This window comes from Paraburkholderia sp. J7 (genome assembly GCF_905220155.1).
Taxonomy (GTDB): Bacteria; Pseudomonadota; Gammaproteobacteria; order Burkholderiales; family Burkholderiaceae; genus Paraburkholderia.
This window is the reverse complement of sequence record NZ_CAJMYZ010000010.1, coordinates 135,201-152,116: the sequence shown is the minus strand read 5'-3', so window position 1 is coordinate 152,116 and position 16,916 is coordinate 135,201. Positions and strand designations below refer to the sequence as shown.

Annotated in this window: 15 protein-coding genes; 11 read left to right on the top strand and 4 right to left on the bottom strand. The window is 62.2% G+C overall.

The features are described from left to right. Window positions 1-7: 7 nt before the first annotated feature. The 3 genes from U5A58_RS18030 to U5A58_RS18020 all read left to right on the top strand — a co-directional run bounded on the left by U5A58_RS18030 (window position 8) and on the right by U5A58_RS18020 (window position 3,145). Window positions 8-1,027, top strand: a complete 1,020-nt coding sequence (locus U5A58_RS18030; RefSeq protein WP_321962463.1) for a phosphotransferase — start codon at window positions 8-10, stop codon at window positions 1,025-1,027. A gap of 46 nt (window positions 1,028-1,073) precedes the next feature. Beyond that, the gene (locus U5A58_RS18025; RefSeq protein WP_321962462.1) at window positions 1,074-1,838 is read left to right on the top strand and encodes an SDR family oxidoreductase; all 765 of its coding nucleotides are present in this window, start codon (window positions 1,074-1,076) and stop codon (window positions 1,836-1,838) included. A 68-nt stretch (window positions 1,839-1,906) separates the two neighbouring features. After that, window positions 1,907-3,145 (top strand): acyl-CoA dehydrogenase family protein, encoded by a 1,239-nt coding sequence (locus U5A58_RS18020; protein ID WP_321962461.1) that lies wholly within the window; start codon window positions 1,907-1,909, stop codon window positions 3,143-3,145. Here the strand turns inward: U5A58_RS18020 and U5A58_RS18015 are convergent. Continuing rightward, on the bottom strand, window positions 3,142-3,843 hold the full coding sequence (locus U5A58_RS18015) for a TetR/AcrR family transcriptional regulator (protein ID WP_321962460.1): 702 nt from the start codon (window positions 3,841-3,843) through the stop codon (window positions 3,142-3,144). The two genes, U5A58_RS18020 and U5A58_RS18015, sit on opposite strands and share 4 nt — an antisense overlap. Before the next feature lie 63 nt (window positions 3,844-3,906). Here U5A58_RS18015 and U5A58_RS18010 point away from each other — a divergent pair, with 63 nt between their 5' ends. The 3 genes from U5A58_RS18010 (at window position 3,907) to U5A58_RS18000 (ending at window position 9,199) form a co-directional block, all read left to right on the top strand. After that, window positions 3,907-6,036 carry an alpha/beta hydrolase fold domain-containing protein gene (locus U5A58_RS18010; RefSeq protein ID WP_321962459.1) on the top strand — a complete coding sequence of 710 codons (2,130 nt, stop codon included), beginning with the start codon at window positions 3,907-3,909 and terminating at the stop codon, window positions 6,034-6,036. 66 nt (window positions 6,037-6,102) lie between these two features. After that, complete coding sequence (locus tag U5A58_RS18005; RefSeq protein WP_321962458.1) at window positions 6,103-7,770, top strand: long-chain-fatty-acid--CoA ligase; 1,668 nt, start codon at window positions 6,103-6,105, stop codon at window positions 7,768-7,770. Between the two features lie 331 nt (window positions 7,771-8,101). After that, the gene (locus U5A58_RS18000) at window positions 8,102-9,199 is read left to right on the top strand and encodes a porin (protein ID WP_321962554.1); all 1,098 of its coding nucleotides are present in this window, start codon (window positions 8,102-8,104) and stop codon (window positions 9,197-9,199) included. A 48-nt stretch (window positions 9,200-9,247) separates the two neighbouring features. On the opposite strand, the gene U5A58_RS17995 is transcribed toward U5A58_RS18000, so the two are convergent. The 3 genes from U5A58_RS17995 to U5A58_RS17985 form a co-directional block, all read right to left on the bottom strand. Then, window positions 9,248-9,943 (bottom strand): Crp/Fnr family transcriptional regulator, encoded by a 696-nt coding sequence (locus U5A58_RS17995; protein WP_321962457.1) that lies wholly within the window; start codon window positions 9,941-9,943, stop codon window positions 9,248-9,250. Window positions 9,944-10,080: 137 nt separating this feature from the next. Then, entirely contained in the window at window positions 10,081-10,887 is an 807-nt protein-coding gene (locus U5A58_RS17990) for an acetoacetate decarboxylase family protein (RefSeq protein WP_321962456.1), read from the bottom strand. 66 nt (window positions 10,888-10,953) lie between these two features. Next, window positions 10,954-11,376 (bottom strand): tautomerase family protein, encoded by a 423-nt coding sequence (locus tag U5A58_RS17985; RefSeq protein ID WP_321962455.1) that lies wholly within the window; start codon window positions 11,374-11,376, stop codon window positions 10,954-10,956. A gap of 273 nt (window positions 11,377-11,649) precedes the next feature. On the opposite strand from U5A58_RS17985, the gene U5A58_RS17980 reads away from it, so the two are divergent. From U5A58_RS17980 to phaZ, 5 genes are all read left to right on the top strand, one after another. After that, a complete protein-coding gene (locus tag U5A58_RS17980) occupies window positions 11,650-13,296 on the top strand; it encodes a fatty acid--CoA ligase (RefSeq protein WP_321962454.1) in 1,647 nt (548 codons plus the stop codon). A 30-nt stretch (window positions 13,297-13,326) separates the two neighbouring features. Next, window positions 13,327-13,791, top strand: coding sequence for a MaoC family dehydratase (locus U5A58_RS17975; protein ID WP_321962553.1), 465 nt, complete (start codon window positions 13,327-13,329; stop codon window positions 13,789-13,791). Window positions 13,792-13,825: 34 nt separating this feature from the next. Beyond that, the gene (locus tag U5A58_RS17970) at window positions 13,826-15,532 is read left to right on the top strand and encodes an alpha/beta fold hydrolase (RefSeq protein WP_321962453.1); all 1,707 of its coding nucleotides are present in this window, start codon (window positions 13,826-13,828) and stop codon (window positions 15,530-15,532) included. Between the two features lie 55 nt (window positions 15,533-15,587). Further along, window positions 15,588-16,010, top strand: a complete 423-nt coding sequence (locus U5A58_RS17965; RefSeq protein WP_321962452.1) for a TIGR01841 family phasin — start codon at window positions 15,588-15,590, stop codon at window positions 16,008-16,010. A 74-nt stretch (window positions 16,011-16,084) separates the two neighbouring features. Then, complete coding sequence (phaZ, locus tag U5A58_RS17960; RefSeq protein ID WP_321962451.1) at window positions 16,085-16,912, top strand: poly(3-hydroxyalkanoate) depolymerase; 828 nt, start codon at window positions 16,085-16,087, stop codon at window positions 16,910-16,912. Window positions 16,913-16,916: the final 4 nt, after the last annotated feature.

Below are 16,916 nucleotides of genomic sequence, written 5' to 3'. Positions count from 1 at the left end.
CCGCTCCATGATGAATGCAAGTCTTCAGTTCGATGTCGACGCGCTCACGCCCTATCTGGCCGCGCACGTGCCCGGCTTTCAGGGGCCCATGACCGTCGAGAAGTTTGCTGGCGGACAGTCGAACCCCACGTTTCTTCTCGAAGCGCAAAGCGGCCGCTATGTGCTGCGGCGTCAGCCGCCGGGTGAACTGCTCAAGTCGGCGCATGCCGTGGACCGCGAATTCCGCGTGCTGAGCGCGCTTGGCGATACGCCGGTTCCCGTTGCGCGGGCCTTGCACCTGTGCGAGGACCGCGACGTGATCGGCAGCCTGTTCTACGTGATGAGCTTCGAAGACGGCGAAATCTACTGGGACCCGTCCCTGCCCGCATTGGCCGCAGGAGAACGCGGCGCCGTCTACGACGCGCTGATCGGCACGATGGCGTCGCTGCACGACGTGGACGTCGAGGCCGTTGGACTCGCCGACTATGGCCGCGCGGGCAACTACTTCTCGCGCCAGGTCGACGTGTGGACCAAACAATATCGCGCGGCGCAGACCGATGAACTCGACGCCATGGAAGCGCTGATCGACTGGCTGCCCGCGCACTGTCCGGCCGAAGCGGGCAAGCCCGCGCTCGTGCACGGCGACTTTCGCATCGACAACCTGATTTTCCACCGCGGTACGCCGAAAGTTCGCGCCGTGCTCGACTGGGAACTCTCCACGCTCGGCAACCCGCTCGCCGACCTCGCGTACTTCTGCATGTGCCTGCGGCTGCCGCCGAAAGGGCATATCGGCGGTCTCGCGGGGCTGGACCGGGCAGCGCTTGGCGTGCCGGACGAGGCCGCGATCGTCGAGCGGTATTGCAGCTTGCGGGGCATTGCATCGATCGAGAACTGGAATTTTTACCTCGCGTTCAGCTTCTTCCGGCTCGCCGCCATCGCGCAGGGCGTGAAAAAGCGTGCGCTGGGCGGCAACGCATCGAACGAGAAGGCGCGCCAGGTCGGTGAAATGGCCGGCTCGCTGGCGAGGATGGGCGTCGACGTCATCTGACGGCTGGCGTTTGACGCGTACGCGCGGATACATTGAGGAGACAGTTGTGACTACTAATTTGTTCGATCTGACCGGCAAGATTGCACTGGTTACGGGCGCGAGCCGTGGCATTGGCGAAGAAATCGCGAAGCTGCTTGCAGAACAGGGCGCTCATGTGATCGTTTCGAGCCGCAAACTCGATGACTGCGAGAGCGTGGCGCGCGAGATCAGGGAGACGGGCGGCAGCGCCGAGGCGTATCCGTGCCACGTGGGGCGTCTCGACGACATTCAAGGCGTGTTCCAGCACATCCGCAAACAGCACGGAAGGCTGGACATCCTCGTGAACAACGCGGCGGCGAATCCGTATTTCGGCCACATTCTCGACACCGATCTTTCGTCCTTCGAAAAGACGGTGGAGGTCAACTTGCGTGGCTACTTCTTCATGTCGGTCGAAGCGGGCAAGCTGATGCGCGAGCACGGCGGCGGCGCGATCGTCAACACGGCTTCCGTCAATGCGCTGCAACCCGGCGACAAGCAAGGCATCTATTCGATCACGAAGGCCGCCGTGGTCAACATGACGCGCGCGTTCGCCAAGGAGTGCGGCCCGCTCGGCATCCGCGTGAACGCCTTGCTGCCCGGCCTCACCAAAACGAAATTCGCAGGCGCCCTGTTCGCGGACGAGGCCCTGTACGAGAGCTGGATGGCGAAGATTCCGCTGCGCCGACATGCGGAGCCTCGCGAAATGGCCGGCACCGTGCTGTATCTCGTCTCCGATGCGGCGAGCTACACCAACGGCGAGTGCATCGTCGTCGACGGCGGCCTGACGATCTGACCATGGAGCGGCGCGCGTCACCGAGGCTCGCGCCGCACGACATACACCTGTATTGAAGGAAGAGCAAAATGGACTTTGCCTATAGCCCGAAGGTCGAAGCGCTGTGCACACAGGTGCGCGCGTTCATGGACACGCATATCGTGCCGCGCATTCACCAATGGCATGAAGAAGTGAGCGCGGGACAATATCCCGTCTCCTTCATGGAGGAACTGAAGGAAAAGGCGCGTGCGGAAGGTCTCTGGAACCTGTTCCTGCCGCATCTGCGCGACGACGAACCGGGCACGCGGCTAACCAATCTCGAGTACGCGCCGCTTGCCGAAATCATGGGGCGTGTTTCCTGGGCCTCCGAAGTATTCAACTGCAACGCGCCGGATACGGGCAACATGGAGCTGCTCCACATGTTTGCCACGCCGGCGCAACGCAAGAAGTGGCTCGAGCCGCTGCTCGACGGCAAGATCCGCTCGGCGTTTGCGATGACGGAACCCGCGGTCGCCTCCTCGGACGCGACCAACATCACCACGTCCATTCGCCTCGATGGCGACGACTATGTGATCGATGGCCGCAAGTGGTTCATCACGAACGCCGCGCACCCGAATTGCCAGATCTTCATCGTCATGGGCAAGACGGACCCGGACGCGCCCGCGCACCGTCAGCAAAGCATGGTTCTCGTGCCGCGCGACACGCCGGGCGTGACGATCATCCGCAATATCACGGTGGTCAATCACACGGCGCCGGAAGGCCACTGCGAGATCGAATTCAAGGGCGTGCGCGTGCCACGCTCGAATCTGCTCGGCGAAGAGGGCAGCGGCTTCGCGCTCGCTCAGGCGCGCTTGGGGCCGGGACGCATTCACCACTGCATGCGTTCGATCGGCGCCGCCGAACTGGCGCTCGAGCTGATGATCGAACGCGCGCAGGCGCGCACGGCGTTCGGCAAGAAGCTTTATCAGCAGGGCACGGTGGGTGAATGGATCGCGAAATCGCGTATCGAAATCGATCAGGCGAGGCTCTTCGTGCTGAAGGCCGCGTGGATGATCGACAACGTGGGCGCGAAGGAAGCGCGCAAGGAAATCTCGATGATCAAGGCGCTCGTGCCGAGCGTGCACACCGCCGTCTGCGAGCGGGCGATCCAGACCTTCGGCGCGATGGGCCTGAGCCCCGACACGCCGCTCGCGGACAGCTGGACGTGGGGGCGTGCACTGAAGTTCGCCGATGGCCCGGACGAGGTGCATCTTCAGAGCATTGCGCGCATGGAGGTCAAGGCGCGGCCCTATGAACCGGGCCACGAAAGCCCGTATCTGACGCGCTAACGAGCTGTCTCGCGATTGCTTTTGGACTCGCCCAACAGCGATTGCGTTTCCTCCGAAGGCCGCGCAACGAGCATGCCTTCGAAGGTATCCATCAAGTTCGACACGGCGTAGCCGGGGGCCCAGAGCCGCCCCGGCTCGCCGCTGTCCCGGCTTGCCTCCCAGGCGGCCAGCGCGGCATTGCCATAGATGCCGACGAGCGACAGCCGGTGGTCGACGATCGCCGGATCGATCTCGGGCAGCAGGTCCCGCAGCAGCGCATTGCAGCGCTGATAGCCCGCATTCCACGTGTTTTCGAGTGCCTCGCGCAGGAACGCGCGATCGTTCAACTGCAGGTTGGCGATCATGCGGATATAGGTCGGCTGGCCCGTTCGATCGGCCAGTTCGAGCATCGGAAAGAGCAACGCCCCCAATACGGCGCGCACGCTCAGCGCGCCTTCCGCTTCCAGCTTGTCCACCCGCGCCTGGCGATCCTCGTCGATCAGGCGCGCGCCATCCACGACCAGTTCGCGCGCCAGCTCGAGCTTGTTCCCGAAGTAGTAGCGCAGCGAGGCGCTATTGCGCTGACCCGCCGCCGAAATGATGTCCTGCACGGACACCCCCTCCAGCCCGCGCAGCGCGAACAGCCGCTGCGCCTCCTCTTTCAGGCGCGTTCGCGTCTCGGCGCCGTCCGATCTAAGGGGTTTTCCTGGTGTCGTCATTACTTTACCGTATCGAGATAACTAACTACACTGGGTTAACTAACCCGGTAGGAGAAACTTAGCATGAAAGTCGTAATTGCAGGAGGCGGCATCGGCGGCCTCACCACGGCGCTGGCCTTGTTGCATCAAGGGATCGAGCCGATTGTACTGGAGCGTGCTCCGCAGTTGACCGAGGTCGGGGCAGGCGTGCAGATCGCCGCCAACGGCACGATCGTGCTGCGTGAACTGGGGCTCGAACGCGCCGTGGCGAGCGTCGCGACGGTGCCGGCAGGCTTCGATTACCTCGAGTTGTCGACGGGACGGCGTCTTTACTATGCCCCGCTCGGCAAGGAAGCCGAGGCGCGCTACGGGGCGTTGCTCTACAACATTCACCGCGCCGACTTGATCGACCTGCTCGCGAAGGCGTTGCCGCCGGGCGTGGTGCGCCTTGGTGCGGAGTGCGAATCGGTTTCGCAGGACGAGGAGAGCGCCTGGGTCACGCTGAAGAACGGCGAGGTGATCCGCGGCGACGTGGTGATCGGCGCGGACGGCATTCATTCGGCCGTGCGCACGGCCTTGCGCGGGCCGGAGGAGAAGCAGTTCGCCAATATCCTGATGTGGCGCTCGCTGATCCCCGCCGACCGGCTCGAAGGGCTGAACCTGCCGGTGGCGGGCAACAACTGGTTTGGCGTGGGCCGCAATATCGTGTCGTACTGGGTTCGCAAGGACCTGTACAGCATTCTCGCCTCCGTGCCGGCAACCGAAGTGAGCCGCGAGTCGTGGACGCAGTCGGGCGATGTCGAGCAACTGCGACGCTCGTTCGAGGGCTGCGAGCCGACGGTGCAGAAGATGCTGGCTCAGGTGGACAGCACGTTCATCACCGGCATGTATCACCGCGATCCGATCGAGAGCTGGACGACGGGCCGCATCGCGCTGCTCGGCGACGCCGCGCACGCGATGGTGCCGTATCTCGCACAAGGCGCCTGCCAGTCGATCGAGGACGCATGGGTGCTCGCCACTTGCCTCAAGAATCACGGCAGCGCCGGTGTGCAGGACGCGCTGCTCGAATACGAACGGCGTCGCCAGCCGCGCACGAAGCGCATTCAGGCGGGCGCGCGCTACGTGGTCGACTGGGCGCACGAGCCCGACGCGGCGCGCGTGCGTCAGCGCAACGGGCGGCTCAAGGGGCTTTCGCGCATCGATCCGCTGGGCGAAATTTCGTGGTCGTTCGCCTGGGGGCACGACATCATCGCGGCGGCCAAATTGCCGCCGGGCGAGGTGGTGGGCCTGAGCGCGGCGCGTGAAGGCAAGCGCATGGAGCGCGCCGAGAGCCAGCGTGCGTTCGATCTCTGGAAGGGCGTCTTTACGCCCGATGATGTGGCGCGCGGGGACCGCGGCCAGCACGCCGCGTACGAGCGCTTCCTGCTGGGGCAATTCCCCACACCGGCGAGCACCCAGGCGAAAGAAGTCGATCTCGACGGCGTGCGCTCGCTGCGTGTGGCAGCCGTTGGCGCCGGGAGTCAGGCCGCCGTGCTGCATTTTCATGGCGGCGGCTATGTGCTTGGTTCTGCTAACAGTTCTGTGGAGTACGCAAGCCGTCTTTCGCATGCGCTGAATGGCCCGTGCTACACGGTCGACTATCGCCTCGCACCCGAGCATCCGTATCCGGCGGCCATCGACGATGCGTTCAGCGCGTATCGCGGCCTGCTCGCCGCAGGCGTCGATCCCGCCACGCTCTTCCTGAGCGGCGAGTCGTCCGGTGGCGGCCTCGCGCTGGCGCTGGCGGCTGCGCTGCGCCGCGCGGGGCTGCCGCTGCCGGCCGGCGTGATCGCCATCTGCCCGATGACGGATCTCACGTTGAGCGGCCCTTCCGTGAAAGCGAATTCGGGCGACGACCCGGCCGCGAATCGCGAGACGCTGACCAATCTCGTCGCGGGCTACTTCCAGGGCCACGAACCGACCGACCCGTTGGTGTCGCCGCTGTTCGCCGATCTCACGGATCTTCCGCCGGTCTATCTCGCGGCCGTGCATGGCGAAGTGCTGGAAAGCGACACGACGCGCTTCGCCGAGCGCGCGAAAGCCGCCGGGGCGAACGTAACGCTAAAGATGGTGGACGACTCCGTTCACGTCTTCACGCTGTTCCCGTTCTTGCCCGAGACCGCCGAAACGCTCGAAGCGATCGGCCAGTGGAGCCGCAAACTGCTGCCGCAGTGAAGAAAAACCTCTGCGCCGGGCACTGCGCCAGGTGCGGAGGCATCCTGTTTCATGTCTGGAGTGCCTATGACGGCAACATCATTGCGTCAACTCGCTACACCGCAGACCTCGCTCTACGCGAATCTCGAAGTCTGCGCGAATCGTCATCCCGAGAAGGACGCCATTCTCTACTACGGCAGTGCCCTGAGCTACGGGAAATTACGCTACGAAGTGGAGACGATGGCGGGATTCCTGCAACAGCATTGTGGAGTCCGTCGTGGCGAGCGCGTCGTGCTCTTTATGCAGAACAGTCCGCAGTTCGTCATCGCGTTCTATGCGGTGCTGCGCGCGGACGCGGTCGTCGTGCCCGTCAATCCGATGAACCGGACCGCCGAGCTGCAACATATCTTCGAAGACAGTGGCGCGCGAGTCGCGTTTGTTGGCGAAGAGTTGTTGGAGCACGTGCGGCCGCTCATGGGGCGCCAGGTGGGCCATGTCGTGACCGCGCGCTATGCCGACTATTTAGACTTGCAGACGGATCTGCCGCTGCCCGATATCCTGACTGCCCCTGAACTGCGGCTCGACGCACAGCCGTCCGAAAGCGATGCCAGCATTACCCGCTGGTACGACGCGCTACTTCATGCATACGTTGCGCGCGCCCACGAAGCGGGACCCGATGACCTGGCGGTGATTCCATATACGTCCGGCACCACGGGGCACCCGAAGGGATGCATCCATACGCACCGCAGTGTGATGCATTCGACCGTTTCTTGCGGCGCATGGCCCGAACTCCCCGGTGAGAGCGTGATGCTGTGTTCCGTGCCGCTTTTTCATGTAACGGGCATGCAGAACTGCATGAACATGCCGGTCTTCATCGGCGCGACGATGGTGATCATGACCCGCTGGGACGCGAGATGCGCAGCGAACCTGATCGAACGCCACTGCGTGAGCACATGGGTCACCGTGCCGACGATGGTGATCGATCTGCTGAATCTCGCAGACATCGCGAGCTTCGACCTCGGCTCGATCACCTATCTGAGTGGAGGCGGAGCCGCGATGCCCCAGGCGGTTGCGCAGGAGATCGAGAAGCGCTGGGGCATTGCCTACGTGGAGGGCTATGGGCTCACCGAAACGATGGCGGCAACGCACATCAACCCACGCACGCGCAGCAAGCCCCAATGCATGGGCGTGCCCGTTTTCAACACCTATGCGCTCGTAGTCGACCCCGATTCGCTGCAGGTGCTTGGAGAAGGCGAGACGGGCGAAATCCTCGTGAGCGGGCCGCAAGTGTTCGACGGCTACTGGAACGCGCCGCAGGCGTCGCGTGACGCGTTCGCTTCTATCGATGGGCGGCGCTATCTGCGCACCGGCGATCTCGGCTATGTCGACCACGAGGGCTACTTCTTCGTTGTCGACCGGCTCAAGCGCATGATCAACGCATCGGGCTACAAGGTGTGGCCCGCCGAGGTCGAGGCCATGCTGTTCGAACATCCTGCCGTGCAGGAGGCCTGCGTGATCGCGACTCACGACGCGCGCAGGGGCGAATCCGTCAAGGCCGTTATCGTTCTACGCAGCGGCGCCTGTACGACGCAAGACGACATTGTCGCGTGGGCTCGCGAACGCATGGCGGCCTACAAGGTTCCGCGCGTGATCGCGTTTGCCGATAGCTTGCCGCGCACGGCGAGCGGCAAGGTTCAGTGGCGCGTGTTGCAGGAAGCGGAAAACCGGCGCAAAGGCTTACCAGAATCGTCGTGATCCAACTGCAAGATTCCTTGCAATTGGCGCGCGCCCGGAAATGTAAAGTTTCTGACGGTTTAGCGACGCTTTCTCGGGCAACTTATCGTCTTGGGCACGATGCCTCGATAAGGCGATAAAAAAGCCACGAGCCGCAACAGAATTTGAGCGGGGGAGACCTCCAGCATCTTCGCGAAAAAAAGCGCGTGTCGATCTGGTCAAATTAATTCGTAGTACAACATAAACATAAGATTGGAGTCATGGAATGAGGAAGGTAAGGAGATTGCCCGTCAACGTCGCTTCGGTAGCGAGTTGCCGGGTTGGAAGGAGACCGCGAGGCCGCACGGCGGGCGTGCTGGCCGGCGCCATTTCTGCGGCTACGTTGTATTCGGCTCCGGCGGTTGCGCAATCGTCGGTGACCCTCTACGGTCTGGTCGATGCCGGCCTGCGCTATACGACGCACGCGAACCCGGCTGGCGATTCGCAGTTTCAGATGTTGAGCGGCGCGAGCGAAAGCCACTTCGGCATCAAGGGCGCGGAAGACATTGGCGGCGGGACGAAGGTCATCTTCACCCTGGAGAATCGCTTCTTTCCGAACAACGGGCAAATGGACCCGGCCTATCCGTTCTTCAATACGGCGTTTGTCGGCCTGCAATCGAGTACGTTCGGCAAGCTGACGATGGGACGCCAGATCAATCCGTTCGCCGACGCCGTGCTGGGGTCGTTCATATCGAACCGCTGGCTACCGTCGTTCTATCAGTTCCGGCCGGAAGTCACGATGGCCCAGGGCGTATGGACGAGCAACATGGTCAAGTACGCGGTGCGCTATCAGTACCTGACCGCCGAGGTCTCGTACGCGTTTGGCGGCCAGGCGGGGCAGTTCGGCGCGGGTAGCCAGATTGGCGCGTCCATTCTGTATCTGCCCGCTGCGCCGCTGACCTTTTCCGCCGCCTATCTCGACTCGCGCGACGCTGTGAATGGGTCCCAGCACTTCAAATCTTGGGCCGTGGGCGGTTCGTACACGTTCGCCTCGACCACCGTGAATACAGGCTGGATGGTCAACCGGCAGGACTCGGGCTTCGTCGGCAATTTCCCTAACGGCCCGTTCTCCGTGCCCGCATTGACCGCGCTGAAATTCAATACGTTCAGCGCACGAGAGATGTTCTTTGGTGGTGTGAGCCAGCAGATCGGCTTTGCCACGCATCTCTCGGCGAACGTGTGGCGCACGATCCAGACCGGCAAGGCTCAGTCCGGTGACGGCAACGCGACGCAGTTCCAGCTGCTTGCCGACTACAACTGGTCCAAGCGCACGGATACGTATGTCGAAGTCGATTACTCGCTGTACCGGGGCGGCATGATCGGCGCGCAGTTCCAGGGCATCAACGCGATGAGCTCGGCTTTCGGCAGCACCCAGCTTGGCGTGACGGCGGGCTTGCGGCATCTGTTCTAGGCGAACCACATGAGCGCCCGCGAATCCAGCGGGCGCTCGTGGACGAAATCATTGGTAATCCTGAAAGGACGAGAGGAGGTCTTTCGACAAGATTTCGATGCGGCCATACCGAAGCGTGATCGCACCTTTTTCCGCCATCGCCTTGAGTTCCAGCGAAAGCGTCTGGCGCGTGATGCCCAGCATCATGGCGAGCGTGTCCTGCGAGAGGCTCACGTCCTGGCGGCACTGCGGCGCGAGTGTCACATCGCCCGCAGCGAGCGAGAGCAGGCGGCGGGCGATGCGCGCACGCGTGGAATGCAGCGTCGCGTCTTCGACCATGCGGTAAAGCCAGTTCATATGGAGCGACTGCAACTCCGCAATCGCGCGCACGAACGCGTGGCTGCGCTGCATCAGTTCCTCGAAGGCAGCGGCATTCACGACAAAGAGGCTCGACCGGTCGAGCGCAATGACGTCACGCGGACGCGGTTGGCGGCTAGTCAACGAGGTCTGCCCAAACCAGTTGCCCGGTTCGATTACGGCAAGGATTGCTTCCTTGCCGTCTTCGCGAACGGTAGAGGCTTTGAGGCGTCCGCTCTTGATGCCGTAAAAGGCGTTCGGTGCGTCGCCGCGATGGAAAAGATATTCGCCCGGGCCGAGCGTGATGAGTTCGCTGCTGCCGATCAGCGCTTCCTGTTCTTCGGCGGGTAACGCGCTGAACCACTGGTTGGTCCGCATTTCGTCGGACATGTCGATCATGAGGGCCATGTGAAGCAGTCAATATGCAGATCAATGTTCGAGCGCGGCGCTGGCCGCTTACATGCACCGCATTTTATCCGTCGAAAGATGGCGTGCCCTCCCTCAAACGGGGGAGTCACGCCGCGGCCCTCATTGTTTTAGTGCGCTTACTTCGTGTTGTCGCTCAGCGTTTTCAGGTCCGTCACGCTATAGGCCATGGAACCGCGGAAACCAGCGCCCACGCGTACGGGCTGGAGATCCGAAATCTCTTCGCCTTCGGCGACCGGGAACGAGAGCTTGCCCTCACCCGTCCACACGCCAGCGATCTGCGCGTTGTCCATGACGGAGAGCACGAGTTCGTTCACGGCCGGTGTTTCATGCTGGCCAGCGGCGAGGCGCGGGAAATAGCGCAGGTTCACAACCGGTCGGCCCGCAATGCCCAGTTTCGAAACGTCTTCAATGGCCTTTTCCAGCTTGACCTCGGCGCGGGCAAGACGCTGTCCGGCGGCGCTCGCCGTGGCGGCGAAGCGCGTGCCTGCGGCAACAGGCGCGGCGGCGGGGCTCAGTGCCGCGAACGAACGCGTTTGATGCACCTGGCCATAGCGCTTCGGGAAGCCTTGAATCAGACCGCGCATCATCGCGGAGTCGTTGTCCACGAAGATGTACGGGCAATACGAAACCGGCTTGCCGTCGTGCAGCGCGTCTACGAGGATAAAAAATTCGCGGTACTGATAGCGCGCCGGGTCGAGCATCTCGTCGTTGCTGCCGGTGAATTGCCAGTCGATGAAGAGCGCCGTGGCATGCCCCGGCGACGCCGGATCGGCGCTCAAACCTTTGGGCAGCACGGCGGCGACCGCTGCGGGATCGGCCCAGAATTCAACGAGGATGAAGTCGCCGGAATAGTGCCACGGCGGCGGGGGCGCGATGCTCGAAAGTCCAAGGGGCGAGAGAGGAACAGCGTAAGGCCTGGTCATGATGAAGACTCCAGATTGATGGGGTTTGCGGCCAGAGAATGGCTTTCAGGTTATCTAACGTTTCTGTCAGCTGGCGGCGGAAGCTGCGCGCGAATTCGCAGCGGGAATGACCGCATTGCGGCCGGCAATCCCGTTACCGGGCGACCAGTTTTCGCTGGCCACTTCAATGATGTTGATGAAGACATCGGCGGGATCGACGCCGAGCGTCGCTTGCAGTTTGCTGACGAGGTGTTCGTAGAAGCGTTTCTTGTCGTCGGCGCTGCGGCCGGCGGTCAGCGTGATCTGAACCAGCAGCAGGTCCGCGCTGCGCTTGAACGGGAACGTCGTGTTCGCGAGGAAGTCGGCGTCTTCGTGCTCGGTGATTGTCATGAAGAACGCTTGCGGGTGAACGCTGAGCGCCTCGTGCAGCGACTCGTGAATACTCTTCAGGACTGCGGTGCGAAATGGCGCGGGCCGGCCGGCGCGCATCGAAACATGGGTCATTGGCATGGAAAGCTCCGTTTGGCGATTGCTGCGCCAAATCTTAGGCGTGCATCCGATCACATCCAACAATCACAGCGAATTGCTGTGATGAGATTTTCAAATCATCGAATCGCGTCTTATCGGGCTGTCTCGGGGTATTCGCTGCGCTCCCCCATCCGGGGGATATTGCGGGCGTCCCGATGCCGGGATCATTGCTTCAACGGAACGTCGCTCCGATCAGAACGAAAAATAAAGCATCGGCGTTCATGCGATCCATGTTCAGGAACCCAGGAGATATCAATGTCGGACGACGTGAAGACGGCTCACGCCAGCAATGCCTACGCTTACCCGCTGTTAATCAAGCAACTGCTGCATACGCCCTTTGCTCAGGCACAGGAGCAGGAGATCGTCTATCGCGGCCAGGTGCGCATGAGCTATGCGACCCTTCGCGAGCGCATTGCGCGCCTCGCCAACGGTCTTGCCCAGCTCGGCGTGGAATACGGCAGCACCGTCGCGGTGATGGATTGGGACAGTCACCGTTATCTCGAGAGTTACTTCGCTATCCCGATGATGGGTGCGGTGCTGCAGACCGTGAACGTGCGTCTGTCTCCGGCGGAAATCGCCTATACGATCAACCACGCTGGCGCTGAGGTCCTGTTCGTACACACCGATTTCATTCCGGTAGTCGAGTCCATCAAGGACCAGCTCGAAACAGTGCGCAAGTTTGTGTGGATCGACGAGCCGGGCAGCGAAGCGCCGGCCCATACGATTGCGTTCTCGAACGAATACGAGGCGATGCTGGCCGCGAACAGCACGCGCTACGACTTCCCGGAGTTCGACGAAAACACGCGCGCCACGACGTTCTATACGACCGGCACGACCGGTTTGCCGAAGGGCGTCTACTTCACGCATCGGCAACTCGTGTTGCACACCATCTCGCTCATGGCGGCGCTCGCAGCGCCGATTGCCGGTCAACGCTTTCATCGCGGCGACGTATACATGCCGCTCACCCCCATGTTTCACGTCCACGCGTGGGGCATGCCTTATATCGCCACGGTGATGGGCGTGAAGCAGGTCTATCCGGGCCGCTACGTGCCGGAACGTCTTGCGAGACTCATCGAGGACGAAGGCGTGACCTTCTCGCATTGCGTGGGCACGATCCTGCACATGCTGCTTACGTGCGCCGAGGCGAAGGCAACCGACTTCAGCAAGTGGAAAGTGATCATTGGCGGCAGCGCATTGCCGCAGGGCCTGGCCGCTTCGGCCGTGGCGCGCGGCATCGACGTGTTCGCCGGTTATGGCATGTCCGAAACCTGTCCGGTGCTGAGCCTCGCGCAACTGCCGCCGGGCGCCGAAAAGCTGGATGCCGACGAGCAGATCCGCCTGCGGTGCAAAACCGGGCTGCCGGTGCCGCTCGTCGATCTGCGCGTCGTGGACGACGAGATGACCGATCTTGCGCATGACGGTAAATCCACGGGCGAGATCGTCGCGCGTGCGCCGTGGCTCACGCAAGGCTATCTGAAGAATCCCGAGGCGAGCGAGCAACTTTGGGCAGGCGGCTATCTGCATACGCAGGACATCGCCAATATCGACCCGACCGGCAACGTGCAGATTACCGATCGCCTGAAGGACGTCATCAAGTCGGGCGGCGAGTGGGTGTCGTCGCTGGAAATCGAAAACCTCATTTCGCAGTACGAGGGCGTTTCGGAAGTCGCTGTTATCGGCATCAAGGATGAGAAGTGGGGAGAACGGCCAGTCGCGCTCGTGGTGCTCAAGGAAGGCGCAGCGGTGACGGAGGAAGACATCAAGCAGCACGTGCTGTCGTTCACGACATCAGGACGGATTTCGAAGTATGCGGTGCCGCAGATCGTGAAGTTCGTCGAGGCGCTGGCGCGAACGAGCGTCGGCAAGGTCAACAAGAAAGCGCTGCGCGAGCAGATCGCCTGAATGGTCGGGAACATGCGAGGAGTGGAAGCGATGAGCCTGGAAAATTACCGCGTCGAGACGCTCGGCGACTTTGTGGGCCAGGAGCTGGGCGTATCGGATTGGGTTCTCGTCGATCAGGAACGTATCGACGCGTTCGCAGCGTGCACCGGCGACCGGCAGTGGATCCATGTGGATGTGGAGCGTGCGAAGCGCGAGAGCCCTTTCGGCGGGACCATCGCCCACGGCTACTTGACGCTGTCGCTGCTGGCGAGCCTGGCGATGGAAATCGGCATCGTCCCCAAGGATGCTGCGGCGGGACTGAACTACGGGCTCGACAAGGTGCGCTTCATGACGCCCGTTAAGGCCGGGGCGCGCGTGCGCAATCGCGTTACGCTCGAGTCGGCGGAGAACAAGGGAGGAGGCCGCGTGCTCGTCAAGACGATGAACACGCTGGAGATCGAGGGCGAAGACAAGCCCGCATTGGTCGCACAAACCCTCGCGATGCTGATTGCGTGATACGCGACGAAAAGAGACTATTGAGGAGTCGAAAATGGCGGTAACCCGTGAAATGCCCCAGCAAAGCGAGAACGCGAAGGCTTTGGCCGCTTCGGTCGAGCAAGCCCTGCCGGGCCCCAATCCGTTCGTCGGGCTGCGCCCCTGCGATATCTTCGCGGCCGTGCAGCAGATCGGTGCTCAGGCAATGCGACAGCCGGCGCTCGTGATGGAGCAGGAAATGGCGCTGGCGCGCGAGATGTTCAGCATCGTTTCGGGCAGCTCCAAGGCTGCGTCGCCACAAGGCGACAAACGCTTTACGGATACGGCGTGGCAGGACAATCCGATGTATCGCATGACGCTGCAAGGCTATCTCGCGTGGCGCGACTCGCTTGCCGGATTCGTGGAGCGCTCGGGTCTCGACGCGAACAGCCGGGAGCGCGCGAAGTTCGTGGTCTCGCTCATTACCGATGCGGCCTCGCCGACCAACACGCTGCTGGGCAACCCGGCTGCGCTCAAGAAGGTGGTCGATTCGGGCGGAATCAGCTTGCTGGACGGCTTCAACAATGCCGTGACGGACATGCTCAAGAATCAGGGCATGCCGGCGCAGGTGAACAAGACAGCATTCGAAGTGGGGAAGAACCTCGGGACTTCGAAAGGTTCGGTGGTGTTTCGCAATGAATTGCTGGAACTGATTCAATACTCGCCCACGACGCAGCAGGTCTATAGCCGGCCGCAGCTGATCGTGCCTCCGCAGATCAACAAGTTCTATATTTTCGATCTGTCCGAAGGTAAGAGCATCGTCAACTATCTGCTCGACAACGAACTGCAGGTGTTCGTGGTCAGCTGGCGCAACCCGACCGCGGCGCAAAGCCATTGGGACCTCGACACGTACGTCACTGCGCTGATCGAGGCCATTACGGCCGTGCGTGAAATCACCGGCAGCGAAGATATCAATCTGCACGGGGCGTGCTCTGGCGCGATGACGATTTCGGCCTTGCTCGGCCATCTGGCGGCCCGCGGCGAGAAGACAGTGAACGCCACCACGTTGATGGTTGCCGTGCTCGACAACACGGCCGATTCCCAGCTTGGCCTCTTTGCGACGCCCGAGGCCGTGGCGGCCGCCAAGCAGCACAGCATTTCGCGCGGCGTGCTGGCCGGCGAAGAAATGGGCCGCGTGTTCGCGTGGATGCGCCCCAACGATCTGGTGTGGAACTACTGGGTCAACAACTACCTGCTCGGTAACGCGCCGCCGGCGTTCGACATCCTTTACTGGAACAACGACACGACGCGCTTACCGGCGAAATTCCACGGTGAACTGCTCGACATCTTCACCGGGAATCTGTTCAGCAAGCCCGGCGCGCTGACGGTGTTGGGCACGCCTATCGACTTGTCCCAGGTGAATTGCGACAAGTACGTGGTGGCGGGTATGACCGACCATATCACGCCGTGGAAGGGCGTTTATAACACCGCCCGGCGCTTTGGCGGTGAGACCCGCTTCGTGCTGAGTTCGAGCGGGCATATTCAAAGCCTGATCAATCCGCCCGGCAATCCGAAAGCGAAGTACTTCCTCAATCCTTCGTTGCCCGCCAATTCCGACGCGTGGCTCGACAACGCACAGGCCGAGAAGGATTCGTGGTGGAACAACTGGCGCGACTGGCTCGTGGCCCGCTCAGGCGAGAAGCGCGCTGCACCGCCAGCGAACGGCAGCAAAAAGCACCCAGCAACGGCAAGCGCGCCCGGCAAGTATGTTTTGCAAGACTAACGATTTTCAACCCGCTACTTAAGCGTTTTTTTCGATTCAATCAGGAGATTCAATCATGGCAACGACCAACACCAACGGCATTTTCGCTGAATATACGAAGCTCATCTCGCAGTTCAAGCTGCCGGGCGTGGATGTGAGCGCGTTCCTCGAATCGCGTCGCAAGGACGTCGAGGCGCTCACCGAGGCCAACATGACCGCGCTCGCCGGCGTGCAGCAACTCGGTCAAAAGCAGGTGGAGATTCTCCGCTCGAAGATGACCGAACTGCAGTCGCTGGTGACGCGTCTGTCGACGCCTGGAAGCGAAAGCGTCGCAAGCGCGGGCGAGGGCATGAAGGACGCGCTGCAAAAGGCTTTCATCGACATGCAGGAACTCGCGGATGCGGCGTATCGCGCCCAGACCGACAGCATCGCGGTCGTCACGAAGCGCTTTGCGGAGCATGTGGAGGAGATCAAGGCGCTGATGCAGCCGAAGAAGTGATATAGCGAGCCGCCACGATCCACAACGAAAACGAATTGCCGAGCCAGGGGAAAAACCGGATGACCGATATACGAATGAGCCCAGAGGTAGTCGACGCCATGCAAATTCAGATGATCGATCTGGATGGTCAGTTGTTACGCGTCGGTGTGCGTCGCGGCCGCGACGCATGCCCGCCGCTGCTGTTGTTCAATGGCATTGGCGCCAATCTCGAACTGGTCGAACCTTTCGTTGAGGCGCTCGAAGACATCACGGTGATCGTTTTCGACGTGCCGGGTGTTGGCGGCTCGCCCGCGCCCCTCATGCCGTACCGCTTCTCGACGCTCGCCGTATTGTCCGACAAGCTGCTCACGCGGCTCGGCTATGCGGGTCCTGTCGATGTACTGGGCGTGTCGTGGGGCGGGGCGCTCGCGCAGCAGTTTGCGCATCTCTACCCAAGGCGGTGCCGCCGGCTGATACTCGCCGCGACGTCGCCGGGGGTGATCATGGTGCCTGCGCGGCTTTCGGTATTGTCGAAGCTGGTCGGGCCGCGGCGATATACGGACCCGGCTTATCTGAAGCAAGTCGGCGCCGAGATATACGGCGGCGCCTACCGGCGCGATGCCTCACTGCTCGAAGAGCACAGCCGCCATATCCAGGCGCCGCGCGGCCGTGGTTATCTGTATCAGCTGCTGGCCGCGTCGGGCTGGACTAGCCTGCCGTGGCTCGGCGCGCTGCGCCAAAAAACGCTGGTGATCCATGGCAACGACGACCCGATCGTGCCGCTCACCAATGCAAAGATTCTCGCCGCGCGCATTCGCGACGCGACGCTCCATGTGATCGACGACGGTCACCTGTTTCTGATTACGCGTGCAAAGGAAATCGCTCCGCTGGTGAAAGCGTTTCTCGAGCAGGAGGCGAGTTGAGTTC